This is a genomic window from Bradyrhizobium dasycarpum, from assembly GCF_042019905.1.
Classification (GTDB): domain Bacteria; phylum Pseudomonadota; class Alphaproteobacteria; order Rhizobiales; family Xanthobacteraceae; genus Bradyrhizobium; species Bradyrhizobium japonicum_B.
The window spans coordinates 875,666-901,633 of the sequence record NZ_CP169574.1; the positions used below are offsets into that span (position 1 = coordinate 875,666).

15 protein-coding genes and 8 pseudogenes are annotated in these 25,968 nt (G+C 66.1%); 9 read left to right on the forward strand and 14 right to left on the reverse strand.

What is annotated here, in order from left to right; all coding sequences use genetic code 11:
- Window positions 1-21 precede the first annotated feature (21 nt).
- The 3 pseudogenes from ACETMP_RS04490 to lptF form a co-directional block, all read right to left on the reverse strand.
- Window positions 22-2,501, reverse strand: a pseudogene (locus ACETMP_RS04490) (LPS-assembly protein LptD).
- Window positions 2,501-3,601, reverse strand: a pseudogene (gene lptG, locus ACETMP_RS04495) (LPS export ABC transporter permease LptG). The pseudogenes ACETMP_RS04490 and lptG overlap by 1 nt, the downstream one beginning before the upstream one ends.
- Window positions 3,598-4,766: pseudogene (lptF, locus tag ACETMP_RS04500) on the reverse strand (LPS export ABC transporter permease LptF). The pseudogenes lptG and lptF overlap by 4 nt, the downstream one beginning before the upstream one ends.
- 338 nt (window positions 4,767-5,104) lie before the next feature.
- Between lptF and ACETMP_RS04505 the strand changes: the two are divergent.
- The 4 genes and pseudogenes from ACETMP_RS04505 to ACETMP_RS04520 all read left to right on the forward strand — a co-directional run bounded on the left by ACETMP_RS04505 (window position 5,105) and on the right by ACETMP_RS04520 (window position 8,949).
- Window positions 5,105-6,604: a leucyl aminopeptidase gene (locus tag ACETMP_RS04505; protein WP_375160040.1), complete on the forward strand. Its 1,500-nt coding sequence runs from the start codon at window positions 5,105-5,107 to the stop codon at window positions 6,602-6,604.
- Between the two features lie 6 nt (window positions 6,605-6,610).
- A pseudogene (locus ACETMP_RS04510) lies at window positions 6,611-7,064 on the forward strand (DNA polymerase III subunit chi).
- 165 nt (window positions 7,065-7,229) lie between these two features.
- A complete protein-coding gene (locus ACETMP_RS04515; protein ID WP_375161838.1) occupies window positions 7,230-7,712 on the forward strand; it encodes a hypothetical protein in 483 nt (160 codons plus the stop codon).
- Window positions 7,713-7,983: 271 nt separating this feature from the next.
- Window positions 7,984-8,949 (forward strand): tripartite tricarboxylate transporter substrate binding protein BugD, encoded by a 966-nt coding sequence (locus ACETMP_RS04520; RefSeq protein ID WP_375160041.1) that lies wholly within the window; start codon window positions 7,984-7,986, stop codon window positions 8,947-8,949.
- 82 nt (window positions 8,950-9,031) lie between these two features.
- Here the strand turns inward: ACETMP_RS04520 and ACETMP_RS04525 are convergent, their stop codons facing one another.
- From ACETMP_RS04525 to ACETMP_RS04535, 3 genes are all read right to left on the reverse strand, one after another.
- Window positions 9,032-10,894, reverse strand: coding sequence for an ABC-F family ATP-binding cassette domain-containing protein (locus ACETMP_RS04525; RefSeq protein ID WP_375160042.1), 1,863 nt, complete (start codon window positions 10,892-10,894; stop codon window positions 9,032-9,034).
- A gap of 62 nt (window positions 10,895-10,956) precedes the next feature.
- A complete protein-coding gene (locus ACETMP_RS04530) occupies window positions 10,957-11,130 on the reverse strand; it encodes a hypothetical protein (RefSeq protein ID WP_375160043.1) in 174 nt (57 codons plus the stop codon).
- A gap of 224 nt (window positions 11,131-11,354) precedes the next feature.
- Window positions 11,355-11,609, reverse strand: a complete 255-nt coding sequence (locus ACETMP_RS04535; RefSeq protein ID WP_257180360.1) for a sulfur globule protein precursor — start codon at window positions 11,607-11,609, stop codon at window positions 11,355-11,357.
- A 312-nt stretch (window positions 11,610-11,921) separates the two neighbouring features.
- Between ACETMP_RS04535 and ndk the strand changes: the two genes are divergently transcribed.
- Both ndk and ACETMP_RS04545 read left to right on the forward strand, forming a co-directional pair.
- Window positions 11,922-12,344, forward strand: a complete 423-nt coding sequence (gene ndk, locus ACETMP_RS04540) for a nucleoside-diphosphate kinase (protein ID WP_028136818.1) — start codon at window positions 11,922-11,924, stop codon at window positions 12,342-12,344.
- Between the two features lie 57 nt (window positions 12,345-12,401).
- A complete protein-coding gene (locus tag ACETMP_RS04545) occupies window positions 12,402-13,262 on the forward strand; it encodes a TerC family protein (protein ID WP_028136817.1) in 861 nt (286 codons plus the stop codon).
- A 9-nt stretch (window positions 13,263-13,271) separates the two neighbouring features.
- On the opposite strand, the gene ACETMP_RS04550 is transcribed toward ACETMP_RS04545, so the two are convergent.
- The 5 genes and pseudogenes from ACETMP_RS04550 to ACETMP_RS04570 all read right to left on the reverse strand — a co-directional run bounded on the left by ACETMP_RS04550 (window position 13,272) and on the right by ACETMP_RS04570 (window position 18,868).
- Entirely contained in the window at window positions 13,272-13,583 is a 312-nt protein-coding gene (locus tag ACETMP_RS04550) for a DUF3240 family protein (protein WP_375160044.1), read from the reverse strand.
- Window positions 13,580-16,653: pseudogene (locus tag ACETMP_RS04555) on the reverse strand (efflux RND transporter permease subunit). Before ACETMP_RS04555 ends, ACETMP_RS04550 begins: the two are co-directional and overlap by 4 nt.
- Window positions 16,654-17,688: an efflux RND transporter periplasmic adaptor subunit gene (locus tag ACETMP_RS04560; RefSeq protein WP_375160045.1), complete on the reverse strand. Its 1,035-nt coding sequence runs from the start codon at window positions 17,686-17,688 to the stop codon at window positions 16,654-16,656. It abuts the pseudogene before it with no gap.
- 329 nt (window positions 17,689-18,017) lie between these two features.
- Complete coding sequence (locus tag ACETMP_RS04565; protein ID WP_375160046.1) at window positions 18,018-18,581, reverse strand: cytochrome b/b6 domain-containing protein; 564 nt, start codon at window positions 18,579-18,581, stop codon at window positions 18,018-18,020.
- A gap of 11 nt (window positions 18,582-18,592) precedes the next feature.
- The gene (locus ACETMP_RS04570; RefSeq protein ID WP_028136812.1) at window positions 18,593-18,868 is read right to left on the reverse strand and encodes a PepSY domain-containing protein; all 276 of its coding nucleotides are present in this window, start codon (window positions 18,866-18,868) and stop codon (window positions 18,593-18,595) included.
- A 132-nt stretch (window positions 18,869-19,000) separates the two neighbouring features.
- Between ACETMP_RS04570 and ACETMP_RS04575 the strand changes: the two genes are divergently transcribed.
- The 3 genes and pseudogenes from ACETMP_RS04575 (at window position 19,001) to ACETMP_RS04585 (ending at window position 21,387) form a co-directional block, all read left to right on the forward strand.
- Window positions 19,001-19,327 carry a PepSY domain-containing protein gene (locus ACETMP_RS04575; protein WP_375160047.1) on the forward strand — a complete coding sequence of 109 codons (327 nt, stop codon included), beginning with the start codon at window positions 19,001-19,003 and terminating at the stop codon, window positions 19,325-19,327.
- Window positions 19,327-19,992 carry a response regulator transcription factor gene (locus ACETMP_RS04580; protein WP_028136810.1) on the forward strand — a complete coding sequence of 222 codons (666 nt, stop codon included), beginning with the start codon at window positions 19,327-19,329 and terminating at the stop codon, window positions 19,990-19,992. The genes ACETMP_RS04575 and ACETMP_RS04580 overlap by 1 nt, the downstream gene beginning before the upstream one ends.
- A pseudogene (locus ACETMP_RS04585) lies at window positions 19,989-21,387 on the forward strand (sensor histidine kinase). The gene ACETMP_RS04580 and the pseudogene ACETMP_RS04585 overlap by 4 nt, the downstream one beginning before the upstream one ends.
- Before the next feature lie 17 nt (window positions 21,388-21,404).
- Here ACETMP_RS04585 and ppx read toward each other — a convergent pair.
- The 3 genes and pseudogenes from ppx to ACETMP_RS04600 all read right to left on the reverse strand — a co-directional run bounded on the left by ppx (window position 21,405) and on the right by ACETMP_RS04600 (window position 25,943).
- Window positions 21,405-22,907, reverse strand: a complete 1,503-nt coding sequence (ppx, locus tag ACETMP_RS04590) for an exopolyphosphatase (protein WP_375160048.1) — start codon at window positions 22,905-22,907, stop codon at window positions 21,405-21,407.
- A 15-nt stretch (window positions 22,908-22,922) separates the two neighbouring features.
- A pseudogene (locus tag ACETMP_RS04595) lies at window positions 22,923-25,116 on the reverse strand (RNA degradosome polyphosphate kinase).
- A 148-nt stretch (window positions 25,117-25,264) separates the two neighbouring features.
- Window positions 25,265-25,943, reverse strand: a pseudogene (locus tag ACETMP_RS04600) (chromosomal replication initiator DnaA).
- Window positions 25,944-25,968: the final 25 nt, after the last annotated feature.

Sequence of the window (25,968 nt, forward strand, 5' to 3'; positions counted from 1 at the left end):
GCGGCCGGCACTTCAAACCGTTCACTGGAGGCCGGCGGAACTGCTGCTCGCCGACGAGGTCGCCAGCGTGCGCAGACCGATCTGGAACATGAACGCGTGGCTCAGCGTGGGCGGCGCGGTGCCCGCGGAATAACTATACGAAGTTACGTAGTTCGCCGCCAGCACGAAGCAATCGTCGACATAGCCGGCACCGAGCACATATTGGTTGATCTTGTTGGCCTCGAGATCCCAGCGCGCCGAGCCCGACACCACCCAGTTGGTCGCCACCTTCAGCGAGCCCGTGGTCAGGATGCCCTCGCGGCGCGCGAGATAGCCGAGTTCCGGCTGAGCTGCGTAATTGCCGTACACCACGCTGACCGCCCAGCGATTGAAGTTGGCGCGGCCTTCCGCCTCGAAGCGTTGCACGTTCCAGGTCTGCTCGTCCATGCGGGAGCGGACGCTGAACGTGTAGGTGCTGTTGGGCGAGTAGCTCGTGCTCGCGACGTAATCGGAACGCGGCTTGTCCAGGCCGGAATCGAGGCCGGTGTTCATGGCGTCGTTGACCGCGAAGGAGTTCAAGCCGAACAGCTGGTAGGACTGGCCGAACAGCACCTTGACCGCGCCGCCCCGGTCGAACTGCGTGGTGGACTGCACGCCGACATTGGCGCGGCCGCCGCCCTCGACGCGGTCGTAGCCGGAGAACTTGTCGACGCTGAACAGGTTCGAGGCGTCGAACACCAGGCTCTGGGCGTCCTCGTTCGGAAGCCGGCCGGCATAGGTCTCGTTCGGCCGGATGATGATCTGCGCGATCGGCTCGACCGTGGTCGATCCCCAGGGTTGAATGTTGATGAAGGGGTAGCGGTATTCGAGGCCCACGGTCGGCATCAGGCGGAACGCCTGGGTGTCGCCGACGGGAAGATAGTTCGACACGCCCGGCTGGTTGGAGACCGAGGAGTTGATCGCGTCGGCACGCAGGCTCGCGAACGGCGTCCAGATCTGGCCGAACGGATCGGTGAAGGACTTGCGCCACTGCGCTTCCGCCGTGAGGCGGGTGTAGGTGCCGGCGAAGCCGCGCAGCAGGCACTGCGAGGGCATGCGGGCGAGCGGATCGGCCGACGCCGTCGTGCACAGGCTGCTGGTATTGGCGGTCGTCGTGATCGGATCGAACACCGCCTGGTCACGCGACAGGTTGACGAAATTGGTCTTGTAGCTGACTTCGCCGCCGAAGACCGGATAGTTGAGCACGTTGGAATAGTCGATCACCGGATAGACGATCGGCACCTGGCTCTGGTTGCCCGAATAGCTCAGCCAGTACATCGTGCGCGCGTCGAAGAAGCTGCGGTTGCCGACGCCGGTCAGATAGAGCTGCGACAGCGCCTCCGTCGGCAGCAGCAGGAACGAGCCGAGCGGATCGCGGTACTGATAGAGCCGGTAGTCCGAGAAGAAATAATAGTCGGACATCAGGACGCCGTCCCAGCCCCAGACCCATTTGTCGTTCAGCGCGAACTGACCCTTGGTGTCGACGGCGCCGCGGAAGTCGCGGTCGCCGGGCTGGCCGGAGAACGCGCCGGGATCGAGCTGGTTGATGCCGTAAGCGCGGATCTGGTAGGCGCCGTCGATCAGGCGCTGACGGAATTCGCCCTGCAGCAGCACGCCTTGCCGAGACAAGAAGCGGGGGTGAATGTCGCGTCCATGTCGGGCGCAATCGCCCAATAATAGGGAACCTCGACGCCATAGCCCGTGTTCTCCGTGCCGGAAATATAACCCGGCATCAGGAAGCCGGACTTGCGCTTCACGGTCGGGTCGGGCGTCGAGAAATAGGGCATGTAGGCGAGCGGCACGCCGAAGAATTCGATCTGTGCCGTCTCGAAATACAGCATCTTCTCCTGCTGATCGTGGATGATGCGCGCACCCTTGACCTGCCACAGCGGCGGCTTCTTCGGATCGTCCCGACACGGCGCGCAGGCCGTGTAGACGCCGTTCTCGAACACCGTGTAATTGCCGCTGGAGCGGTCGGCGCGGCTCGCGGCCATGCGGGTCTGGTCGGCGGTGTCCGCGCGCAGCGAATCGACGAAACCGTCGCGGTAATCGTCGGAGAGATCCATGATCTCGGCATAAGTGATCTTGCCGTCGGCATCCGTCATGCGGATGTTGCCTTCGGCATGCAGCCGCTTGGTCTTCTGGTCGTAGATGACCCTGTCGGCCTCGACGCTGGTGCCGTTGTAGAACAGCTGGACGTTGCCGACCGCGGAGACGCGCGAATTATTGTAGTCGTAGTCGACCTCGGTCGCCTGAACCAGCATCTGGTTGTCGTTGGGGGCCTTGGGCGGCTTCGGACGCGGCGGCAGCGGATTGTAGGTATATTGGGCGGAGGCCGGCGTCACGGCGGCAACGTCGATCAGCCCGCCGAGCGAGGCAGCGGTCACGACGGCGAGCAGCAGCCTGGACAAGCCGCATCCGTTCGCGCGCACCAAAATGCGCCGCGTCAAACGAGACACGAGCCCTCGTTGGACGGCACTCACTAACCGTCCTCCTGATAGAGCAAGGCCAAAAAGCCGGTGAGGCCGCCCACTACAACGGGCAACCACGCCGCAGCGATCGGATGCATCAACTCAGCCTTGCTCAGATCCTCAGTTACTTTCGACAGAACGTAGAGCAGAAAGCCTGCGCCCACGCCACTCAAAACCATCTTTTGCACGCCGCCCATCCGGAAGAAGCGCAACGACACGGAGGCCGCGAGCATCACCATGGCCGCAAGCAAAAACGGCTGCGCCAGAAGCTTCTGATACTGGAGTCGGTATCCGGCTGTCGCGAAGCCCGAGCTTTCGGACGAGCGGATGTAGCTCGGTAGTTGCCAAAAGGACACAGTCTCGGGGGTGGAAAAGCTGTTGCGGACCTGCGCCTCAGTCAGTGTCGTCGGAATCTCCAGGCTGGCCTGGTCGATCGGTGGGGCGTCCAGCGAGAAGCGGCGGACCCCCTTGAACAGCCAGCGGCCGGCCTCGAAGCGTCGCCTCGCGCGCCTCGACCCTGTTCCTTGAAGTGCTGGTCCGGGTCGAACCGGAACAGCGTCAACCCCGTGAGCCGGACGCCCTGCTGCTCGCTGCGCGCCGCGTTGATGATGGTCTGGCCGTCGCTGGTCACCTGATTGAGCCAGAAGCCGGAAGCGTCCTGGATGCCGCCGCCGGGCGCCGAGCCGAACAGCTCGGCCTCCATGCGCTTGGAGGCCTCGCGCAGATTGGCCGACATCGGATTGTAGGCGACGGTGGCGATCACGCCGATCAGGAGCGCACTGCCGAGCGCCGGCGCGATGAACTGCCATGCGGAGATGCCGGCGGCGCGGGCGACCACGAGCCTCGAGCCGGCGGGAGAGGGCCAGATAGCAGGTCATGGCGCCGATCAGCATGCAGAACGGCGTCAGCTTCTCCAAGAGCTGCGGCACCCGGAACAGCGAGGTCTCGGCCACCATGAGCGCCGAGGCAGAGGCAAGGCCAGAGGTCTTGCGCACCATCTCGATGTAGTCGACCAGCACCAGCAGCAGGAAGATGCTCGCGAACACGCCGAGCGCCGCGACCACGAAGCGGCCGGCGAAATAGCGCCCGAGTGTGTTGGTCAGCATGCTCATGCGGTGGCCGGACGTCCGAACAGCCGCGCGATGCGCGCGTTCGACCTGTTGATGGCCTCCATCAGGCCGGGGGCGGCTCGACCACGACGCCGCTGATGATCATCCACAACCCGACGCCGATGGCGCTGAACACCATCGCGTATTGCACCAGCACCGGGCCCGACGACTTCACCGCCATCACCGAGCAGGCAAAGCCTGCCATGCGCAGCCCGAACACCGCGATGATCGACGAGCCGATCGAGAAGTTGCGGCTCTGGCGGGTGGTGCGCGGCGCGCCGAGGAAGGCGAAGGTCAGCACGGCAAAGGCGAAGGGATAGATCGGCGCGAGCAGGCTGTCATGCAGGGCCGAGCGGAATTGCCCGGGAATCTGCTTGTAGACGGGATCGTCCTCGGACGGCGAGAACAGCTCCCAGAGATAGCGCTCGCGGATGCCGAGGGTGACGTCGCGGCCCTGGTTGGAGAATTTGGACATGTCGAAGCCGTAGCGGCCGAAAGCCACCAGCGCGGGATCGCGCTTGCCCGCCTCGAAGCGCTGCAGATTGCCCGTCTCCAGCACCAGGAACGAGCCGGTGTCGTTCTTCACGATCTCGCCGCGTTCGGCGACGATCGAGACGCGCTCGTTCGGATCGCGGCGGTCGTCGATGAAGATGCCGGCAAGAACGCCGCCGGGCTGGCGTTCGCGAATCCGGATCGTGAGGTTCTTGTCGAGCTGGGCGAAGCGGCCGGGCTGCAGGATGTTGGTGAGCACGTCGGCGGTGATCTCGGCATCCCACTGCTTGATCTGCCGCATGCCGTCGGGGGCGAGATAGGCCGCGATGAAGGCAACCAGCAGCGCCACCACGCAGGTGGCGTAGAAGAACGGATAGAACAGCCGGAACGGCGAGAAGCCGGCGGCATTCATCACGATGATCTCGGAATCGGTCGCGAGCTTGTTCAGCGTGTGCGAGATCGCGATCATCAGCGCGATCGGCGAGATGATCAGCACCAGGGCCGGGACGACGAGGCTGGTGATGCCGAGGAAGGTGAGGATGGTCTGACCCTGGCTCGTCATCAGGTCGATGCCGCGCAACGCCTGCGTAATCCAGATCACGCCGGTGAGGCTGACCAGGACCAGCGCAAACGACGCCAGCGTCGTGCGGAAGATATACCTGTCGATCGACCCCATGCGCTACCGCACGAACCCCACCAAGTCCCCAATGTCGGCCGAAATTCCGCTTGCCCAACCAATCCCCGATCAGGGGATCCCCAAGGTTGGCCACGGGGCTCTTCCGCCAGCTCACTCTCTCACTACCATCCCCTTGATCCGTCAACAAAATGGCTGGCCCGTGGCACCCTCAATATATGGTTAATATTTCGCTCGTTGTGGCCTTGAGGCCACGGCGGCGCTTGGCATTGGCCCGGCCGCTGGCCCATAGTGCGCAAGGCTCAGTGAATCGTCGTTCAGGGCTCGCCCCGGCGACGGCCGCGAGCGACAAAAGATCAAGGCTTTTAAAGGAGTTACCCATGTCCGATGCCATCAAGGTCGGCTTCGTCCCGTTGTCATCAGCCGCCCGTGGCATCCTGGTCGTGTTCTGCGACGACAGCCTCAAGGTCGGTCCCGCGACGGCCAAGGCGCTGGGCGGCGCTGTCGATCTCGTGAAGCGCGCGGCGGCTGCCGCCGCCTTCAAGGGGAAAAGCGGGGCCGCGCTGGACATCCTGGCGCCGGAAGGGGTGAAGGCCACCCGCCTGCTCGTGATCGGCGCCGGCAAGGGGGCCGGCCTGAAGGCGAACGATTTCCTCAAATTCGGCGGTGTGGCGGCGAGCAAGCTTCCCAGCGGGACTGCCGCCATGACCGTCATGGCGGAACTGCCGGCGGGCGCGATGACGAGCGAGCAGGCGGTTGCGATCGCCTCCGGCCTGCGCCTACGCGCCTACAAGTTCGACCGTTATAAGACCAAGAAGAAGGATGGCGAAGAGGGCGGCTCGCGCGCCGACATTTCGCTTGCGGTCGGCGATGCCGCTGCCGCGAAGAAGGCGTTTGTCGCGGCCGGCCATGTCATCGACGGCGTGATGATCGCGCGCGACCTCGTCAACGAGCCGCCGAACGTGCTCTTTCCCGAGGAGTTCGCGCGCCGCGCCAGTCAGCTCCGCAAGCTCGGCGTCAAGGTCGAGGTGCTCGACGTCAAGGCGATGCAAAAGCTCGGCATGGGCGCGCTGCTCGGTGTCGGCCAGGGCTCGGCGCGGCCGAGCCGGACCGTGATCATGCGCTGGGACGGCGGCAGGAAGGGCGAGGCGCCGGTCGCCTTCGTCGGCAAGGGGGTCTGCTTCGACACCGGCGGTATCTCGATCAAGCCGGCCGGCAGCATGGAGGACATGAAGGGCGACATGGGCGGCGCAGCCTGCGTCGTCGGCCTGATGCACGCGCTGGCGGCGCGCAAGGCCAAGGCCAATGTGGTCGGCGCCATCGGCCTCGTCGAGAACATGCCCGACGGCAATGCGCAGCGGCCGGGCGATATCGTCACCTCGATGTCGGGCCAGACCATCGAGATCATCAACACCGACGCCGAAGGCCGTCTCGTGCTGGCCGACGTGCTCTGGTACGTCGCCAAGAAGGTGAAGCCGAAATTCATGGTCGATCTGGCGACCCTGACCGGCGCGATCGTGGTCGCGCTCGGCACCGACCATGCCGGCATGTTCTCCAACAACGACGAGCTTGCCGAACGTCTGCTGACGGCCGGCATCGAAACCGGGGACAAGGTCTGGCGCATGCCGCTCGGTCCGGAATACGACAAGCTGATCGACTCCCAGTTCGCCGACATGAAGAACACCGGCGGCCGTCACGGCGGCTCGATCACGGCGGCGCAGTTCCTGCAGCGCTTCGTCGACGGCACGCCCTGGGCCCATCTCGACATCGCCGGCACCGCCATGGGCGCGCCCAAGACCGACATCAACCAGAGCTGGGGCAGCGGCTATGGCGTCCGTCTGCTCGACCGTCTGGTCGCCGACCACTATGAACGCAAATGAGCCGAGATGACTGAAGTCCTGTTCTATCATCTGCAAAATATGACGGTGGAGAACGTGTTGCCGCCGCTTCCTCGAGAAATCGCTCGAGCGCGGCTGGCGCGTCGTGGTGCAGTCGACCTCGGAGGAACGCGCCGACGCGCTCGACGCGCATTTGTGGACCTACCGCGACGATTCCTTTCTGCCGCACGCGACATGGCGGGTGAGCGACGCCGCCGATCAGCCGATCGTGCTGGCGATCGAGCAGGGCAATCCGAACGGCGCCCATGTCCGCTTTCTGGTCGACAATGCCGCCCTGCCGGAGGACGCGCAGGGCTATGCGCGCATGGTGCTGCTGTTCAACGGCGACGACCCGGATGCGCTGGCGCTCGCCCGCAGCGCCTGGACGGATTGCAAGGCGCGGGGATTTGATGTCACCTATTGGCAGGCCGACGAGCGGGGCCGGTGGCAGAAGCGGAATTAGGGGCGTCCGCAATTAATGATAATCTGCACTTTTCGGGCGATGCTGGCTTTGGTCACCTTCGTGCCGCAAAGTGATGTTGGGACAATCGCTTAGGGCTGGTCCTTCACGCGGGGAATTTGGTTTATCGTGCGACATCAAAAGCTTCCCACGTCGCTCCTGTTTGCGTTGGCTGCAATAGCACCGCTGGTCGCGGGCTGTGCAGGCGGGAGCGATCTGTTGTCGAAGGACGCGGAATGGTTCCAGAAGCCGGGCCGTCTCTTCATCAAGAACATCTCGATCGAATCGCCGCCGCTGACCCCCGACAAGCCGGTTAGAGCTGAGGATCTCGTCAGCGCCGACGGCGGCTGTCCCGGCATGGCGCCGCCGCCCGGGCCGGCCGATGCCAACGCATCGACGACGCCGGCGCCGATGGGCGGCACGGTCGCGCTCGGCCATACCGAATGCGACGTGGTGCGCGGCATCGGCGCGCCCTCGAGCGTCAACCTCTCCAACGATGCCGCCGGCCGCCGCGTTGCGGTGGTGACGTGGGCCACCGGACCGCGCGCCGGCATCTACACCTTCACGGCCGGACGGCTGTCCTCGATCGAGGGCAATCCGGACCCGCAGCCGGTGCCAAGGGCAGCGAAGCCGAAGAAGAAGCACGCGTAAGGCGGATCCGCCGCGGCGGCCAGCAGCCGCTTGGACGCTGCAGTGGGTCCCGGCTTGGCGTCGCGACATTTCATGACGCGTCGCGTCCGGGACACGAAGCCTTACCCCGCGGCTGCATAAAACAGAGTGCTGGACTTGAGCCGACGCGCCAGTGGCATCGGTAGCGCTTGCGCCTTGGCACAGATCGCAACACTCCTGATGCGTTGCTTTCATGATGGCCGCGCGGCCGGGAATGCGCTTTGATGGCGTCAACAACAATCCGGAGGAAACCATGCGGTTCATTGCCCTCGTGTCGGCTCTGCTGTTGCCGTTCGGCGCGGCGCTCGCCCAGGACTATCCGACCAGGCCGATCACCATGCTGGTGCCGTTCGCCGCCGGCGGGCCGACCGACACCATCGCGCGGCTGACCGCGGCGGGCATGGCCAAATCGCTGGGCCAGCAGGTCATCGTCGAGAACGCGACCGGAGCCGGCGGCACCATCGGCTCGACCCGCGCCGCGCGCGCCCAGCCGGACGGCTACACGCTGCTGATCCATCACGTCGGCATCTCGACCGCGGCGACGCTGTACCGCAACCTCAGCTATGACACCAAGACGGCCTTTGCGCCGATCGGGCTCGTGACCAACGCGCCGATGACCATCATCGCGCGTGCGGATTTCCCGGCCGGCACGCTCAAGGAATTGGTCGCCTACGCCCAGCAGCAGGGCGACAAGCTGACCTACGCCAATGCCGGGTTGGGTGCGGCATCGCACCTCTGCGGCATGCTGTTCATGACGGCGATCCAGAAGCAGCTCACCACGGTGCCGTACAAGGGCAACGGTCCGATCATGAACGATCTGCTCGGCAAGCAGATCGATCTCACCTGCGACCAGGCAACCAACACCACCGGTCCGATCACGGCCAAGCAGGTCAAGGCATACGCGATCACCACCAAGGAGCGGCTGAAGAGTCTTCCCGACCTGCCGACGGCGGACGAGGCCGGCCTCAAGGGGTTCGAGCTCGGCGTCTGGCACGGCATCTACGCGCCCAAGGGCACACCGCCGGCGGTGATCCAGAAGCTGACGGCGGCGCTGCAGGCGGCGCTCAGGGATCCCGCCTTGATCGCACGGTTCAACGACATCAACACCGAGCCGGTGCCGCAGGACAAGGCGACCCCGGAGGCGCTGGGCGCGATGCTGACGAGCGAGATCGACCGCTGGGCGCCGATCATCAAGGCAGCCGGGCAGTACGCGGACTGAGCCGCGTGCGCGCTGACGCATGGGTCCCGGCTCTGCGTCGCGTCATTTCATGCCGCGCCGCGTCCGGGAGACGAGAGCTCGCTTACCCCGCCGCCTCGTCGAACTGCGTGCTCGCCTCCAGCCATTGCTCCTCCGCCCGCGCCAGCGCGTCGGCCGCATTGGCGCGCGCCTTCGACAATTGCGCGGCCTGCTTGGGATCGCGCGTGAAGATGTCGGGCAGGGCCAGGGCGGTGTCGATCTTGGCGATGATCTCGGTGACGCGGGCGATCTCGGCCTCGGCCTCGGCGATACGCTTCTTCAAGCCTCCGCGATTGTCCGACCTTGCGCGCTGCGGCTTTTCGCTTGACGCGCTGCGCTCGCGCGGGGCGGGCTCGCCGTTGCGCGTGGACAGCACCAGGCGGCGATATTCGTCGAGGTCGCCGTCGTAATTGGTGACGGTGCGATCGGCGACGATCCAGAGCCGGTCGGCGCAGGCCTCGATCAGATAGCGGTCGTGCGAGACCATGATCACCGCGCCGGGAAATTCGTTGATGGCTTCGGCCAAGGCGCCGCGGCTGTCGATGTCGAGATGGTTGGTCGGCTCGTCCAGGATGATCATGTTGGGGCCGAAGAAGGTCGCAAGGCCGAGCAGCAGCCGCGCTTTCTCGCCGCCCGACAATTTGCCGGCCTTGGTATCGGCCGCCTTGCCGGAGAAGCCGATCGCGCCGGCGCGCGCCCGCACTTTCGCTTCGGGCGCATCGCCCATCATCTTGCGGACGTGGTCGTAGGCGGAGGCGTCCTCGTTGAGCTCGTCGAGCTGGTGCTGCGCGAAATAGGCGATCGACAGCTTGTCGGCGCGCGTCACCTTGCCGGAGAACGGCGCGAGGCGTCCGGCCAGCAGCTTGACCAGCGTCGACTTGCCGTTGCCGTTGGCACCGAGCAGCGCGATGCGGTCGTCGTTGTCGATGCGCAAGGTGACGCGATTGAGCACCGGGCTTGCCGGATCGTAGCCGACCGAGGCGTTGTCGACTGCGATGATCGGCGGCGAGAGGATCTTTTCCGGCGCGGGAAAGCTGATCTCACGCACGTCCTCGGTGACCAGCGCCGTGATCGGCTTCAGCCGCTCCAGCATCTTGACGCGCGACTGCGCCTGCCGGGCTTTCGAGGCCTTGGCCTTGAAGCGGTCGACGAAGGCCTGCAGGCGCGCGCGTTCGGCCTCCTGGCGCTTGATGGCCTTGGCATCGAGCAGCTCGCGCGCGGCGCGCTGCTCCTCGAACGAGGAATAGCTGCCCTTGTAGAGCGTGAGCTTGCCGCGCTCCAGATGCAGGATCTGGTCGACCGAGCTTTCGAGCAGGTCGCGGTCGTGGCTGATCACGATCACGGTGCGCGGATAATGCGCGAGGTGATCCTCCAGCCACAACGTGCCTTCGAGGTCGAGATAGTTGGTGGGCTCGTCGAGCAGCAACAGATCGGGCGCCGCGAACAGGGTGGCGGCAAGTGCGACGCGCATGCGCCAGCCGCCGGAGAATTCGGCGCAGGGGCGGAGCTGATCGGCGGCGGAGAAGCCGAGACCGGAGAGAATCGCGGCGGCACGGCTCGGCGCCGAATGCGCGTCGATGTCGACGAGGCGGGTCTGGATCTCGGCGATCCGATGCGGATCGGTCGCGCTTTCGGCTTCAGTGAGCAGCGCGTCGCGTTCGAGGTCGGCCTTGAGCACGACGGAGATCAGGCTTTCCGGTCCGTTCGGAGCTTCCTGGGCGAGGCTGCCGATCCGCCAGCGCGGCGGCAAGGTCACCGAGCCATGCTCGGCGGCCAGCTCGCCGCGGATCACCTTGAACAGCGTCGACTTGCCGGTGCCGTTGCGTCCGACCAGGCCGACGCGCGAGCCCGGCGTGATCTGCACGGAACTCTGGTCAATCAGAAGGCGTCCGGCGAGGCGGATGGAGAGGTCTGTAATGGACAGCATGCGGCCTTGTCACCGCAGCCGCCGTCAAACGCAACCCGTTTCTGCAACGGCGTTGACCGCGCTCAATGCGCGTCGCGGTCGCGCCGCTCCAGCTCGTTGAGGAGCTGCTCCAGATGCGTCGGGAGCCGGGGCTCGGGACGCAGGCTCTGCTGGAGCCGTTCGCCCACGGCATCGCAGATCGATCGGCTGGTGCGCCGGTCGATCTGTTCGCTGTCATTGGCAAAAGGCCCAGCCATCACCAGGTTCCGTGTTCTCAAAGTAAAGACACGGTACCAAGTCATTGACCCCCAAAATGGTTTCGCCACTCCGAGGGGATCACGGCCATTCTCGTCAAAATTGCATGAACCCCGTCACATCCGCCCAAAATGCGAAGCCCCGGCGGGGGGATCGCCGGGGCTCCTCTTGGAAGGTATCTGTGGGGGCGCAGATACCTCAGGGTTTTAGGAAGGTGCTGTCGGGCTCAGTAGCAGCGGTTGATCAGCCGCCAGCGGGGTCCCCAGGGGGTCGGGACCAGCCGGCGCACATAGCAGCCGCCATAGCCGTAGGAGACGGGGGCATAGAAGCGCGGTCCGCCCCAGCGGTGGCCGCCGTGCCAGCCGCCACCGCCATGCCAGCCCGGACCGCCGCCATGCCAGTGAGCGGAGGCCGAGGTCGGGGCCAGCGCGGCTCCGAGCGCAACCGCAGCGACAGCGGCAAGCGAAAGTTTCCTCAACATGGTGATCTCCTCAAAACTGCCGGCGCGGGGGCATCCGCGTCGATGGAAAGGCCGCCGAAACGGTCCGCTTAATGGTCGGACTTGGGTTTCGATGGAAGGAGCTTAAGCCGGCAGGCCGAACCAAAGCCTGAATGGAGGCTTCAGATTTGGTTCATCTGGGTGAAATCTCGGTAATCCATGTCCGGATCCGGCCGGGCCGCCGGTGGCGATGCGCCGGCGCGGTCGTCCGGACGCTCGCTTGCCGTCCGGCGAAGGCGCCGATATAAGCCCCCCCAACCTGGCAACCACCGCCTTTCTTCCCAAGGACAGATCATGGCCCTCGAACGTACTTTCTCGATCATCAAGCCCGACGCGACCGCGCGTAACCTGACCGGCGCCGTCAATGCCGTGATCGAAAAGGCGGGTCTGCGGATCGTCGCGCAGAAGCGCATCCGCATGACCAAGGAGCAGGCCGAGACCTTCTATTCCGTCCACAAGGCGCGCCCGTTCTTCGGCGAGCTCGTCGAGTTCATGACCTCCGGTCCGGTCGTGGTGCAGGTGCTGGAAGGCGAGGGCGCCATCGCCAAGTACCGCGAAGTGATGGGCGCGACCGATCCGGCCAAGGCCGCCGAGGGAACCGTCCGCAAGCTCTACGCAAAGTCGATCGGCGAGAATTCGGTGCACGGCTCGGATGCGCCGGAGACTGCCGCGATCGAGATCGCGCAGTTCTTCTCGGGCAACGAGATCGTCGGCTGATCAATCGGCCGTAAGTCAAATCGGCCGTAAGTTGAAGACTGGGCGAAAGGACTCATTGTGGACTGGCTCTGGCAGATCTTCGATCCCGCGACGATCGGGGCATTCTTCACCCAGTTTCGCAACGAGATGGCTGCGCCGACCTTCTGGCTTGCGGTCGGCAAGATCATCTGGATCAACATCCTGCTCTCCGGCGACAACGCGCTGGTGATTGCGCTGGCGTGCCGCGGCCTCTCGCCGCGACACCGTCTGTGGGGCATGATCTTCGGCGCCGGCGCGGCGGTGATGCTGCGGATCATCTTCACCGGCATCGTTGCCACGCTGATGGGCCTGCCGTACCTCAAGCTGATCGGCGGTCTTGCGCTGATCGTGATCGCGGCCAAGCTCTTGGTGCCGGAGCACGAGGACGATGACGACGTCGATGCCGCCGCGCATCTGTGGCACGCCATCCAGATCGTCGTGGTCGCCGACATCGTCATGAGTCTCGACAACGTCATCGCGGTGGCTGCCGCTGCCAATGGCAGCGTGCCGCTCCTGATCCTCGGTCTTGCCATCAGCGTGCCGCTGATCGTCGCCGGCGCGGCGCTGATTATGGCGCTGCTCGAAAAGCTGCCGGTGCTGGTCTGGGCCGGTGCGGCGCTGCTCGGCTGGATCGCGGGCGAGGTGATCGCGACCGATCCCGGCGTGGCACCCGGGCTGCACGCGCTGTTCGACGGTCCGTTCGGTGCCTCGCTCGACGCCATGCTCGGTGCCTTGCGCATCCCGCCGCAATTCGGCCATGGCGGGGCCGGCGGCGAATATTTCTGCGCCGCGCTCGGCGTCCTCGTCGTGCTGGTGGTCGGCAGCATCTGGCGCCGGCGCAAGCTGATCGCCGCCGCGCTGGAATCGTCCGAGCGCCACGCCAGGGCGTCGGCCGAGTAGGCCGGCCGCTCAGTCGATCGTGCCGAGCTCCGTCACCGGCGTCGTCCAGTAGACCAGCTTGGTTCCGGCGAACGAAGCCCGCAGCCGCTCGATCAGCCGGCTGGCATCTTGCCCTGCCAGCACCACTTGCACGACGGTCTGGTCGGCATGGCCCTTCACGCGTTCGGCCGCCGTGTGCAATCGGACCTCAATGCCGTGACCGGCGGCCTGCAAGGCTGTGAATCCCGGAACCAGATCGCCCTGTTCGGCGAGATAGTCCAACACCTCCTCGCGGAGCCGATGCGGCACGATCAGCGTGAGGCAGATGGGCTGGTCGATCATTTCGCCACCTTCGACGTCCCGCCGTAGCGGCGATACAGGATCGGCAGGAGAATCAGCGTGAGCAGGGTGGAGGACAGCAATCCTCCAATCACGACGACGGCGAGCGGCCGCTGCACCTCGGATCCCGGCCCGGAAGCGAACAGCAGCGGGATCAGGCCGAGCGCCGTGATGCTGGCGGTCATCAGCACGGGCCGAAGCCTGCGCATGGCGCCTTCGACGACGATGCGGTCCTCGGGCAGACCATGGGCGCGCAGCTGATTGAAGTAGGACACCAGGACGACGCCGTTGAGCACGGCGATGCCGAGCAGCGCGATGAATCCGACCGAGGCCGGCACCGACAAATATTCACCCGTCACCACCAGGGCGAAGACGCCGCCGATCAGGGCAAAGGGAATGTTGACGAGCACCAGCAAGGCCTGGCGGATGGCGCCGAACGTAGTGAAAAGCAGCACGAAGATCAGGCCGATCGCGACGGGGACCACGATCGACAGGCGCGCGGCGGCGCGCTGCTGGTTCTCGAACTGTCCGCCCCAGGTCAGCCGGTAGCCGTTCGGGAGCGGGAGCTCGGTCGCCACCTTCTGGCGCGCCGCTTCGACGAATCCGACCATGTCGCGGCCGCGCACGTTGGCGCGCACCACGCTCATGCGGGCGCCGTCCTCGCGGTCGATCTTCACCGGGCCGTCGACGCGCTGGATGCGGGCGACCTGTGACAGCGCCACATGCTGCCCCGAGGCCAGCGTCAGCGGCAGACTCGCCAGCAAGGTTGGCGCTTCCCGCGTCGTCTCGCTGCCCCGGATCAGGATCGGCGTGCGGCGTCCCTCCTCGAGCGCGGTCCCGATGGTTCGGCCCTCGATCTGGATCCGCAGCGAGTTGACGATCGAATCCACGGTCAGGCCGAGGCGGCCGGCCTCCATGCGATTGACCGCAACCGTGTAATATTGGGCGCCTTCGTTCAGAGTGGTGTAGACGTCCTCGGCTCCGTCGATGCTGGAGAGGATCGCCGACAATCTTGCCGCGGTCTCGTTCAGCCTGGCGATGTCGGGGCCGAAGATCTTGACGGCGACGTCGCCGCGCACGCCGCTGATCATCTCCTGCACGCGCATGTCGATGGGCTGGGTGAAGCTGAGCGAGATGCCGGGAAAGCCGCTCAGCACCTCGCGAAGCTTCTGCAGCAGGTCCTCGCGGTTGTCGCTCGCGCGCTCGGCGGCGGGCTTGAGCACCAGGAAGGTGTCGGTCTGGTTCGGTCCCATCGGATCGAGGCCGAGCTCGTCCGACCCGGTGCGGGCGACGATGCCGGCAATATCAGGCACGGCCAGCAGCGCGGTCTGGAGCCTCGCGTTCATCGCCAGCGACTCGTCGAGGTTGACGGAGGGAAGCGTCTCCACGCTGACGATGACGTCGCCTTCGTCCATCGTCGGCATGAAGGTCTTGCCGAGCTTGGTGTAGGCGAAGCCCGCCGCGACCAGGCCGATCAGCGCCGCCGCCATCACCTTGCGCTCGTTGTTCAAGGCCCAGTGCAATGCCGGCGCGTAGACCCGTTGGGCCGCACGCACCAGCAGGGGATCGCGATGCGAGGCGGACTTGAGCACGAAGGAGGTCGCGACCGGGATCAATGTGAGCGCCAGCAGCAGCGAGCCGGCCAGCGCGAAAATGATGGCCAGCGCGACCGGGATGAACAGCTTGCCCTCCAACCCCTGCAGCGTCAGCAGGGGGACGAACACGATGATGATGATGAGCACGCCCGAGGCGACCGGCTCCAGGACTTCGCAAACCGAACGGTAGATCAGGTGGATCAGCGGCAGAGCCTTGCCCGGTTCGTGCTTGCCGAGGTTGCCGACGATGTTCTCGACCACGACCACCAGGGCGTCGATCAGCATGCCGATCGCGATCGCAAGTCCGCCGAGGCTCATCAGGTTGGCCGACATTCCCACCACGCGCATGATGATCAACGCGATCACGATGGCGAGCGGCAGGCTGAGCGCGATCACGAGCGAAGCCCGCCAATTTCCGAGGAACAGCAGCAGGAGGACGATGACGAGAGCGGTGGCCTCGCCGAGGGCCCGCACCACGGTGCCGACGGCGCGGTTGACCAGGCGGCTGCGGTCGTAGAACACGTTGATCGAAACACTCTTGGGCAGCGTGCCTTGCAGCTCTGCGAGCCGGGCGCGCACGTCACGGATGAGCTGACCCGCGTTGGCGCCGCGCAGGCCGAGGACGAGCCCCTCGACGGTTTCGCCGCGGCCGTCCGCCGTGACGGCGCCATAGCGCGTCAGCGTCCCGACTTTGACGGTCGCGACGTCATTGACCAGGATCGGCACGCCCTCGCGGGTGTCGACGACGATGGCCTTGATGTCCTCGATCGAACGGATGCTGCCTTCGATCCGAACCAGTGCGCTGTCCTCGCCCTGGTTCACTCGTCCGGCGCCGTCGTTGCGGCTGTTGGCTTCGATGGCCCGGCGAAACAGGTCGTAGGAGATGCCGCGCGCGGCCAGCGCATCGTTGCGCGGCACGATCTCGAAGGCGCGAACATAGCCGCCGAGCGAATTGACGTCGGCAACGCCGGGCACCGTCCGCAGCGCGGGGCGGATCACCCAGTCGAGCAGGGTCCGGCGCTCGGCAAGCGAAAGCTCGGGACTGTCGATGGTGAACATGAACATCTCGCCGAGGGGCTCGTGATCGGCGCCAGACCGCCGATCACGCCTTCCGGGAAGTCGCGCGAGATGTTCGACAGGCGCTCCGAGACCTGGTTGCGCGCCCAGTAGATATCGGTGCCGTCCTCGAAATCGACGGTGATGTCGGCCAGCGCGTATTTCGTGGTCGACCGAAGCACCTTCTTGTTCGGCAATCCGAGCAGCTCGAGCTCGATGGGGACCGTGATGCGCTGCTCGACCTCTTCAGGGGTGAGCCCCGGCGCCTTCATGATGATCTTCACCTGAACCGGCGAGACGTCGGGGAAGGCGTCGATCGGCAGGCCGGGCAGGAGGACCGCGCCGGCGCCGATCACCAGCAGCACGCTCAGCATCACGAACAGCCGCTGCGACAACGCGAACGCAACCAGGCGGCGGAGCATCTATTGCCCCAGTCCTGACAGAATGCCGCGAAGCGCCGAGATGCCGCCGATCGCGATGGTATCCCGGTCCGTAATCGGGCCCGCCACGACGACGTGATCCTGATCCTCCGCGAGCAGCTTGACCGGGACCAGGCGGAAGCCGCCGTCGAAGGCGACGAAGACCGAGGTCTGCTCGCCCCGCCGGATCAGCCCACTATAGGGAATCTCGAAGGCGCTTTCGCCGGCGGAGAGAAAACCGATGCGGGCAACGGTAGTCTGACCGGGATGCAGCTCGCCGTCGTTGGGAACTTCGGCGCGAACCAGAATGGTCTGGGTGGCGTGGTCGATGGTCTCGGAGACCAGCACGACCTTGCCGGGCGTGGAATAGCCCTCGATCTCGACTTTCGCGCCGGTGCGGATCGCCCGAATATTGGCGGCGGGGACCGCGATCTCGGCCCACAGCGGCGACAGCCGCGCCAGCTTGACCAGCGGCGCGGATTGCTCGAGCCGCTGCCCCGGCGACACCGTGATCTCGACCACGGACGCGGTCTGCGGCGCGTTGACCGTGAGCGTGCCGCTGATCGCCGCCTCCTGGGCCAGTCGGGAAATGGCATCGTCCGACATCCCGCTCAGGCGCAGCACCTGGCGCCGCTCGGCGACGACGAGAGCGGCCTGGCGCGCTTCGGCCTGGCTCGCCTCCAGCACGCGTTGCGGCACGGCCTTGCCTTCGAACAGATCGACGTTCCGCTTGAGCTGCTGGCTGGCGAGATGCTCCTGCGCGATCGCGTGCAGATAGTCGCGTTGCTGGGAGACGAAGCTCGGACTCTCCAGGGTGACCAGCGGCTGGCCGGCCGTGGCGCGATCGCCGCGCCCGACCAGGAGATTGGCGACCATGCCCGCCACCGGTGCGCTGACGACCCACAATTGCGGCGTTGGGATCATGATCTGGACGGGGTAGGGCAGCGTCAGATCGGTCCGGCTGGCAACCGGATGGGTGACGCGGACGCCGAGATTGCGCGCCTGCGCATCGCTCAGCTTCACCTCGTCCTGCGCCATCGATACCGAGCTCGGCAGGCACAATGCAATGGCGAAGAGCGCACGAACGAGCACGCCCCCGGAAGAGGTGAGAGGGGGAATTTTGCGACGGATTCGCATCAGGAATAACCCACGCCCGCAGGCGAACGAAGCGCTGATCGATGGCAGATTTGGATTACTCCGCCGCCGCGTTGATGGGTTGATTTGCCTCAAGCGGGCCAGCCGTCGTGGAAGGCTGCTCGCGGTTCGCAGAGCGCTTCGGTTGATCTCGGTGGATTGCTTCATAGCCGTAGCGGTCAAGCTGTCTTCACGCCGTTCGGAAAGGGGGCCATCAGGCCAACCGACCTCGCTCATGACGAACGCTTCCTTCCCGTGATCATCGCCGTCACCAGGCTTTCGCGGTGCTCGAAGCTTGCCAGCAGCACGCCAAGCACATGGACGACCACGAGACCGATCGTGAGGTTGGCGAACGTCTCATGGACTTCCTCCACCCATTTCGCTCCCCAGAAGCTGTCGGTCGTCATCATGTAACCGGTGATGCAGGTGCCGATCAGCATGACGATCAGCGCCACGACCATCATGCCGCCGGCAGGATTGTGGCCGAGGTAGCGTGGTGCCCTGAGCAGCGCCACGTCGCGCATATAGGCGAGCACCGCGCGCGGCGAGCGCACGAAGTCGCTGAAGCGCGCATGGCGCGGTCCCACGAAGCCCCAGACGATCCGGAGCACAAGCAACCCGGCAATGGCGTAGCCGGCGGCAATGTGGATTTTTTCGATCTCGTCCCCGGTCGCATAAGCGAGCAGAAACAGCCCGGCCAGCGACCAATGGAACACGCGCACGAAAAGGTCCCAGACCTTCACCGTAGCCGGCGGCTTGGCGCCGCCGGCTAGGACCGTATCATGAATGGCGCTCATGGTGCGGCCTCTTACAGCCGACCGACGATCTGGCCGCTGGTCGGATCGACGAACAATTCGACCCGGCTGCCGGACTTGTCGATCGTGTAGAGCTCGCCACAGGCGTTCTTGAGCTTGGCCTTCTGGACCTTGTAGCCCTGGCCTTCGATCTTGGCCTGCAATTGCTCGATCGACAGCCAGCTGGCCTGCGGCGCCGCAGTGCAGGGACGCCCGAGGCTGCCGGCGTGAGCGGTCGCGGTGGCTGCGAGCATGGCGGCGGCGGCGCCGATGATGGTGATCTTGCGCATGGTTCTCTCCGGTTGTGGCGCCCGGCCGCGTCATGCGGCGAGGCGATGGGCGGACATTGCCAGACCAGCCCTGACGGCCGCCTGTTGATCCACGTCAGCAATTTGTCAGGTTGATTGGGGCATTCTCTGCCAATGCAATCCTCGCGCTTCCTGGAATCTCTCGCGGTGCCGCTGCTGGCAGGATTCCTGCTCGCGCCGTTGCCTGCGGCCGCAGGCGACCGCGATAAAGGCGCGCCCGACGCGGTTCGCCGCGCAGTCGAGGCGGGTGAGATCAAGTCACTCGCCGACATTCTCGCCGCGCTCCGTGGCAAGCTGCCGGGCGAGGTCGCCGGGGTCGAGATAGAGCGTGAGCGCGGCCGCTGGATCTATGAGTTTCGCCTCGTCGACGACAAGGGCCGGCTCTACGAAGCGTACGTGGACGCGCGCAGCGGCGAGATTGAACGCATCAAGGAGAAGTGATGCGCCTGCTGCTCGTGGAGGACGACCGACGGATCGCGGCCGATGTGGGAAGGGCGCTCCGCGCGGCCGGTTACGTCGTCGAGACCGTCGGCAACGGCGAGGAGGCCTGGTTTCGCGGTGATACCGAGGATTACGGCGCGATCGTGCTCGATCTCGGCCTGCCCGGCATGGACGGTCTGGCCGTGCTCAAGCGCTGGCGCGCGAATGGGCGATCGATGCCGGTGCTGATCCTGACGGCGCGCGGCAGCTGGGCCGAGCGCGTCGATGGCATCGACGCGGGCGCCGACGACTACCTGCCGAAGCCGTTCCGGATGGAGGAATTGCTGGCGCGGCTGCGCTCGATCGTGCGCCGCTCGGCAGGGCATGCCTCCCCACGGATTACCGCCGGCGAAGTCGAGCTCGACGAGCGTCAGATGAAGGTGACGCTGCGCGGCGTACCCGTCGCGTTGTCGCCGTTGGAATACCGTCTGATCGCCTTTCTGCTGCACCATCGCGGCCGTGTCGTGTCACAGCAGGAGCTTGAGGAAAACGTCTATGGCCACGGCGAGGACCACGAGTCGAATGCGCTCGAAGTGCTGATCGGCCGCGTGCGCAAGAAGCTCGGAGCCGACCTGATCGAGACCCGGCGCGGCTTCGGCTATCTGGTACCGGAGACGACGCCATGAGCTGGGGTTCGCTGCGGCTGCGGCTGGTCGCGGGCGGACTCGTAGCCATCCTGATCGCGCTGACGATTGCCGGCGCCGGGCTGACGTTGCTGTTCGAACGCCATGTCGCGCGCACCATCGGTGACGACCTCGACGTCTATCTGAAGCAACTCGTCGCTGGTATCGACGCCGACGCACAGGGCAGGCTGGTGGTGGGGCGTCCGCCCGCCGATCCTCGTTTTGACGACCCTCTTTCGGGCTTGTACTGGCAGGTATCGGACGATGGCGGACAGGTGCTGCGTTCACGTTCGCTGTGGGACACGGCGTTGGACCTGCCGCGGGATGAGCCGTCGCCTGGCGAATTGCACCGTCACGTCATCCCCGGACCTGCAAACGCGCAGCTCCTGGTCAGTGAACGCCGCGTGCTGCTCACCTTGGGCGACCGCCGGGCGCCGGTGCGCGTCGCGGTGGCGGCCGATCTCGCCCGCGTCTCGGCCGCTGCCTCGCATTTTGCCAGGGACCTGACGCTGGCGCTTGGCGTGCTGGGGCTGGTGCTGGCCGCGGCCACCTCGATCCAGGTCGGCCTGGGCCTTCGTCCGCTCGACGCACTTCGCCGCGGCGTCGCGGACGTCCGCTCCGGGCAGCGCAAGCATCTCCCCGTCGAGGTCCCAACGGAGGTCAAGCCGCTGGTGGAGGAGGTCAACAGCCTGATCGACGCTCAGGAACGCGAAATCGAACGGTCGCGCCGCCGCGCCGCCGACCTGGCGCACGGGCTGAAGACGCCGCTTGCCGCGCTCGCCGCCGATGTCGCGCTGCTGCGTCAGCGCGGTGAGCAGGAGGTCGCGCAGGCGATCGAAGCCGTCGGCGACACAATGAGCCGTCACGTCGACCGCGAGCTGGCGCGTGCGCGGGCGAGGGGGACGGCACGCCTGCGCGGCGGCATTTCCACCCCGCTCAGACCGCTCGTCCAGTCCCTGATCCTGACCTTGGCGCGGACGCCGGCGGCACAGCGGCTCGACTTCAAGACCTGTATGACGGGCGAGCCGAGCGTGCCGCTCGATCGCACTGATCTGGCGGAAGTGCTGGGCAATCTCCCTGGAGAACGCCGCCCGTCACGCCAAGAGCGAGGTGCGCATCGGCGCGGATGCGGCGAAACCGGCGATCACGGTCGAGGATGATGGTCCGGGCATCGCGCCCGCCGAACGTTCACGTGTGCTCGAACGCGGGGTCAGGCTGGACCAGCGTGGCGAAGGGGCCGGCCTCGGCCTCGCGATCGTTCAGGACGTGCTCAGTGCCTACGGATGGCAGCTTATTCTCGCCGAGTCTGAGCTCGGTGGACTGAAAGCCGTCGTCGCGCCGGACGGAAGCGGCGACCGGATGGCTGTTGCTGATCGAAGAACCCAGCCGCTCGCTTGACGCATCGTTGCGGTTCGTCAGCGCCGCACGATCGAGCCGGTGCGGCCAATGAGGCGGGCGAGCTGGCGGAAGCGGCTGCCGACGCGGTCGGCGACGAGGTCGCCGAGCCGGTGCTCGAACACCAGCATCAATTTACGTCCCTGGCTGCGGAAATGCGTGGCGGGCAAGACACCCGGGCGCGCCGCCGAGATCAGATGCGCGACGCGGAACGCAGCGCCCAACAGACGCGCGCGTTCGAGCTGCGCCGGGGTCAGCAGCTCCTGCGTGGTGACCGGCGGCTGATTTTCTTCGCTGAGTCCCGCATAGCGATAGAACACCGACAGGCCGACGAAGGCGCGCTCGGTGTGGGTGATCGCGCCGAAATTGCCGTTGACGACGAGGCTCAGCGTCTGCTCGCCGCGGTGATCCGGATGCACGCGCCAGCCGATGTCGGACAAGAGGCAGGCGGTGTGGCGCAGCCGTCGGTCCTCCTCGGTTTCACGCAGCTTGACTACGCGCACGAGGCGATCGGTCCAGGCGATCAGCTCGTGGGCGTGCTTGGCCGAGCGCGACAGCAGCTGGTTCAGCTCCTCCGCGGCGCAGATCAGGCCGTCCTTGTTACGTTCCGCCTCCGCCAGCTTCTCGTGCAGCAGGCCCTCGCGCACGCCGAAGGTCGAGAACACGATGGTCTTGGGCTTCGCGACCCGGATGATGTGCTCAAGCACCAGTGCCGCGTAGGTGAGGAGCGGGCGGCGCGCGTCGGCGACGCTCTCGATGTCGGCGAGCATGTTCGCGGCCACCAGGCGGCGCAGCCTGCGGGAGAAGTCGAGCGCTTCCGCCGCGGACAGCGAATAGCCGTGCATCACCTGGAGCGGATAGCCGCTCTGGATGATGTGAATGCGCGCGAGCGCGCGCCAGGTGCCGCCGACCGCGTAGAAGGTGCGGCCGCGGCCCGCCGTGAGCTGCGGCACCTCGTCGAGCTCCTCGCGCACGATGCGGTCGGCGCGCTTGAGCGATTTGTGCGCGAGATCCTGCAGCGCAAGCCCGCCGAGCGGCAGCGTCACGCCGCTGCGCACGCTGTTCTTGCGCACGTCGATCAGTTCGAGCGAGCCGCCGCCGAGGTCGCCAACGATGCCGTCGGGATGATGGATGCCGGAGATCACGCCGAGCGCCGACAGCCGCGCCTCGCGCGGGCCCGACAGGATCTCGATGTCCACGGCGCAGATGCGCTCGGCCCGGGCGATGAAGTCGGCACCGTTCGAGGCGTCGCGGCAGGCCGCGGTCGCGATCGCGAACACGCGTCCGACCTGCATCACGCGGCACAGGGCGCGAAAGCGCTTGAGCGAGGTCAGCGCCTTGTCGACGGCGTCGGGGGCGAGCAGGCCGGTGCTCTGCACCTCGCGCCCAAGACCGCACAGCGTCTTCTCGTTGAAGATCGGAATGAGGCTCCGCGCCAGCGCCTCGTAGACGACGAGACGGACCGAGTTGGAGCCGATGTCGATGACCGCGACGCTCGAGCCGCGCTTGCGCGGCCGCTTCACGTCGGAAATCCCCGATCAGGATTGATGGCGTTCGTTCCGGCGCGTGAGACGACGCGGCGAGGATTCCTTGAGCGACTTTCCACGGCCAGACAGACTCGGATTTGTCATGAAGTAGTTGTGGACGTTGAAAGGCTCCTCGCCTTTCGCGGTCTTCATACGCGTTGAGGACCCATCCGGCAACAACTGCCAGCTCTGCTCGTTGTCTTTCAGGTTGGCGACCATGATCTGTTCGAGAACCTGCTGATGAACCGTCGGATTTTGCAGCGGGCACAGCACCTCGACGCGGCGGTCGAGGTTGCGCGGCATCATGTCGGCGGAGGAGATATACACAGCCGCTTTGGCGCTCGGCAGGCCCTGGCCCATGCCGAAGCAGTAGATCTCGGCCGTGTTCCAGGAAGCGGCCGATGATCGACTTGACGCGGATGTTCTCGGACAGGCCGGGAATGCCGGGGCGCAGGCAACAGATGCCGCGCACCACGAGCTCGACCTGCACGCCCGCCTGCGAGGCCTCGTAGAGCGCGTCGATGATGTCGGGGTCGACCAGCGCATTCATCTTCATCCAGACCGCGCCGTGCCGGCCGTGCCGCGCATGCGCGGTCTCGCCCTGGATGTGCTCGATGATGCGCTTGCGCAGGGTGAGCGGCGACACCGCCATCTTTTCCAGATCGCTCGGCGCGGCGTAGCCGGTGATGAAGTTGAACACGCGCGCGGCATCGCGGCCGATGGTCGGATCCGAGGTGAAGTAGGAGAGGTCGGTGTAGATGCGCGCGGTGACCGGGTGATAATTGCCGGTGCCGGTATGAACATAGGTGGTGAGGCTGCCGCCCTCGCGGCGCACCACCATCGAAAGCTTCGCGTGCGTCTTCAGCTCGAGGAAGCCGTAGACGACCTGCACGCCGGCGCGTTCGAGGTCGCGGGCCCAGCGGATGTTGGCTTCCTCGTCGAAGCGCGCCTTCAGCTCAATCAGCGCCGTGACGGACTTGCCGGCCTCGGCGGCCTCGGCGAGCGTGCGCACGATCGGCGAGTTGTTGGAGGTGCGGTAGAGCGTCTGCTTGATCGCGACGACGTCGGGGTCGCGTGCGGCCTGCTGCAGGAACTGCACCACGACGTCGAAGGATTCGTAGGGGTGATGGACGACGAGGTCCTTTTGCCGGATCGCGGCAAAGATGTCGCCGCCGTGCTCGCGCACACGCTCGGGGTGGCGCGGCACGTAAGGGGTGAATTCGAGATCGGGGCGATCGAGGCGGGTGAGCTGCGAGAGCTCGTTCATCGCCTGCACGCCGTCGACCAGGAAGACCTCGTCGTCGGCGGCCGAGAGTGCGTGCTGAACGAAGCTGCGCAACTGCTCCGGCATCTTGGCGTCGATCTCGAGCCGGATCACCGACCCGCGGCGGCGGCGCTTGAGCGCCGTCTCGAACAGGCGGACGAGGTCTTCCGCCTCTTCCTCGATTTCGAGCTCGGAGTCGCGGATGATCCGGAAGGCGCCCTGGCCGTGCAGGTTGTAGCCGGGGAACAGGCGGTTGATGAACAGGGCGGTTGCCTGTTCCAGCGAGATCAGGCGAACGATCTTGCCGTCGGCCGGCAGGCGGATGAAGCGGTCGATCTTGCCGGGCATGCGGATCAGCGCGTTCATCTGCTTGCCGTCGGCGGCGCGCGTGAGCTGGAGCGCGATGGTGAAGCCGAGGCTCGGGATGAACGGGAAGGGATGCGCAGGGTCGATCGCCAGCGGCGTCAGCAGCGGGAATACGTTGTTGAGGAAATAGTCCTCGATCCAGGTCCGTTCCGCCTTGCTGACATCCTTGCCGTCGACCAGCACGATGCCGACATCGGCCAGCGTGCTGCGCAGGTCGCGCCAGATCGCCTGCTGGTCGGAGGCAAGCTCGGACACGGTGCGGTTGATCAGCGCGAGCTGCTCGGACGGCGTCAGGCCGTCGGGGCTGCGTTCGGCAATGCCCTCGCGCACCTGGGCCTTGATGCCGGCGACGCGGACCATGAAGAATTCGTCGAGGTTATTCGCCGAAATCGACAGGAATCGCACCCGCTCCAGCACGGGGTGGCTGGTATTGACGGATTCCTCCAGGACGCGGCGGTTGAAATGCAGCCAGGAGAGTTCGCGATTGATGAATCGTTCGGGGCTGGCCGCGATCGCCGGCAGGCCCTCGGCTTCCTGAACTTTCTCTTTTATTTCAATAGCTTGCGCAGAGTCCATCAGAAGTCGGTCCATCCTGTCTCGCCTCACTTTGCGATCTATGCGCAAAACCCGCGGGAGCATGTGTTACAGCGATGACGTTTCGATGACATTGATGTTCCGCCGCTTCGCTGCGTCAAGCGGGCTCCGCGGCTCCCGGGCGAACGGGTCAGGCGTCCCGCAGCAGCTCGGCGGCCAGTGCCCTGGTCACGGGGCGGCCGAGCCGGAGGGCCTCGCTGTCGAGCAGTTCCACGGCCTGGCGGGCGGCGGCCGAGGACCGCTCCAGGCGGGTGGCGAGATAGCCGACCACGCTCTCGTCCACATTGAGCTGGCGGTCGGCACAGAATTTCAAGATCAGGCCGCGGAAGAGCTGGTCGTCCGGGGGCAGCAGCGTGACAACAGGCACGGCGCGCAGGCGCGAGCGCAGGTCGCGAAGCTCGATCTCGAAGCGCGGCCGGCACCTCGCGCCCGGTGAAGAGCACGTAGGCACCGTCCTCGCGGGCAAGGTTCATCAGGTGGAAGAGGGCGCGTTCGTCGAAATCTCCCGCCCGGAGATCCTCGACCACCAGGGCGCCGGTGGCGAGCGCGCCCGGAACGCCGGCTGCCGTCAGGACGTTGGCGGCAGCCGAGCGGGCGCCTGATATGTCGGCCCAGATCGCGGCGAGGTGGCTCTTGCCGCTGCCTTCGGGGCCGGCGAGCCACATGATCCGGTTCGGCCATTCCGGCCAGCTGTCGATCAGGGCCACGCCGGCCGCGTTGGCGGGACCCTCGAGGAAATTGTCCCGGCTGAGGCTCTCCGCATGCGGAAGCGTAAACGCCAATTGTCGGGGATGGACGCGGCCTGCCACGCTTGCTTTGCTCCATGCCGGCGCG

Excerpts from the sequence above, each read along its gene's own strand:
- ACETMP_RS04505 (WP_375160040.1), top strand. The coding sequence starts at position 5,105 with ATGTCCGATGCCATCAAGGTCGGCTTCGTCCCGTTGTCATCAGCCGCC.
- ACETMP_RS04520 (WP_375160041.1), top strand. The coding sequence starts at position 7,984 with ATGCGGTTCATTGCCCTCGTGTCGGCTCTGCTGTTGCCGTTCGGCGCG.
- ACETMP_RS04525 (WP_375160042.1), bottom strand. The coding sequence starts at position 10,894 with ATGCTGTCCATTACAGACCTCTCCATCCGCCTCGCCGGACGCCTTCTG.
- ACETMP_RS04530 (WP_375160043.1), bottom strand. The coding sequence starts at position 11,130 with ATGGCTGGGCCTTTTGCCAATGACAGCGAACAGATCGACCGGCGCACC.
- ACETMP_RS04535 (WP_257180360.1), bottom strand. The coding sequence starts at position 11,609 with ATGTTGAGGAAACTTTCGCTTGCCGCTGTCGCTGCGGTTGCGCTCGGA.
- ndk (WP_028136818.1), top strand. The coding sequence starts at position 11,922 with ATGGCCCTCGAACGTACTTTCTCGATCATCAAGCCCGACGCGACCGCG.
- ACETMP_RS04550 (WP_375160044.1), bottom strand. The coding sequence starts at position 13,583 with ATGATCGACCAGCCCATCTGCCTCACGCTGATCGTGCCGCATCGGCTC.
- ACETMP_RS04560 (WP_375160045.1), bottom strand. The coding sequence starts at position 17,688 with ATGGCGCAGGACGAGGTGAAGCTGAGCGATGCGCAGGCGCGCAATCTC.
- ACETMP_RS04565 (WP_375160046.1), bottom strand. The coding sequence starts at position 18,581 with ATGAGCGCCATTCATGATACGGTCCTAGCCGGCGGCGCCAAGCCGCCG.
- ACETMP_RS04570 (WP_028136812.1), bottom strand. The coding sequence starts at position 18,868 with ATGCGCAAGATCACCATCATCGGCGCCGCCGCCGCCATGCTCGCAGCC.
- ACETMP_RS04575 (WP_375160047.1), top strand. The coding sequence starts at position 19,001 with ATGCAATCCTCGCGCTTCCTGGAATCTCTCGCGGTGCCGCTGCTGGCA.
- ACETMP_RS04580 (WP_028136810.1), top strand. The coding sequence starts at position 19,327 with ATGCGCCTGCTGCTCGTGGAGGACGACCGACGGATCGCGGCCGATGTG.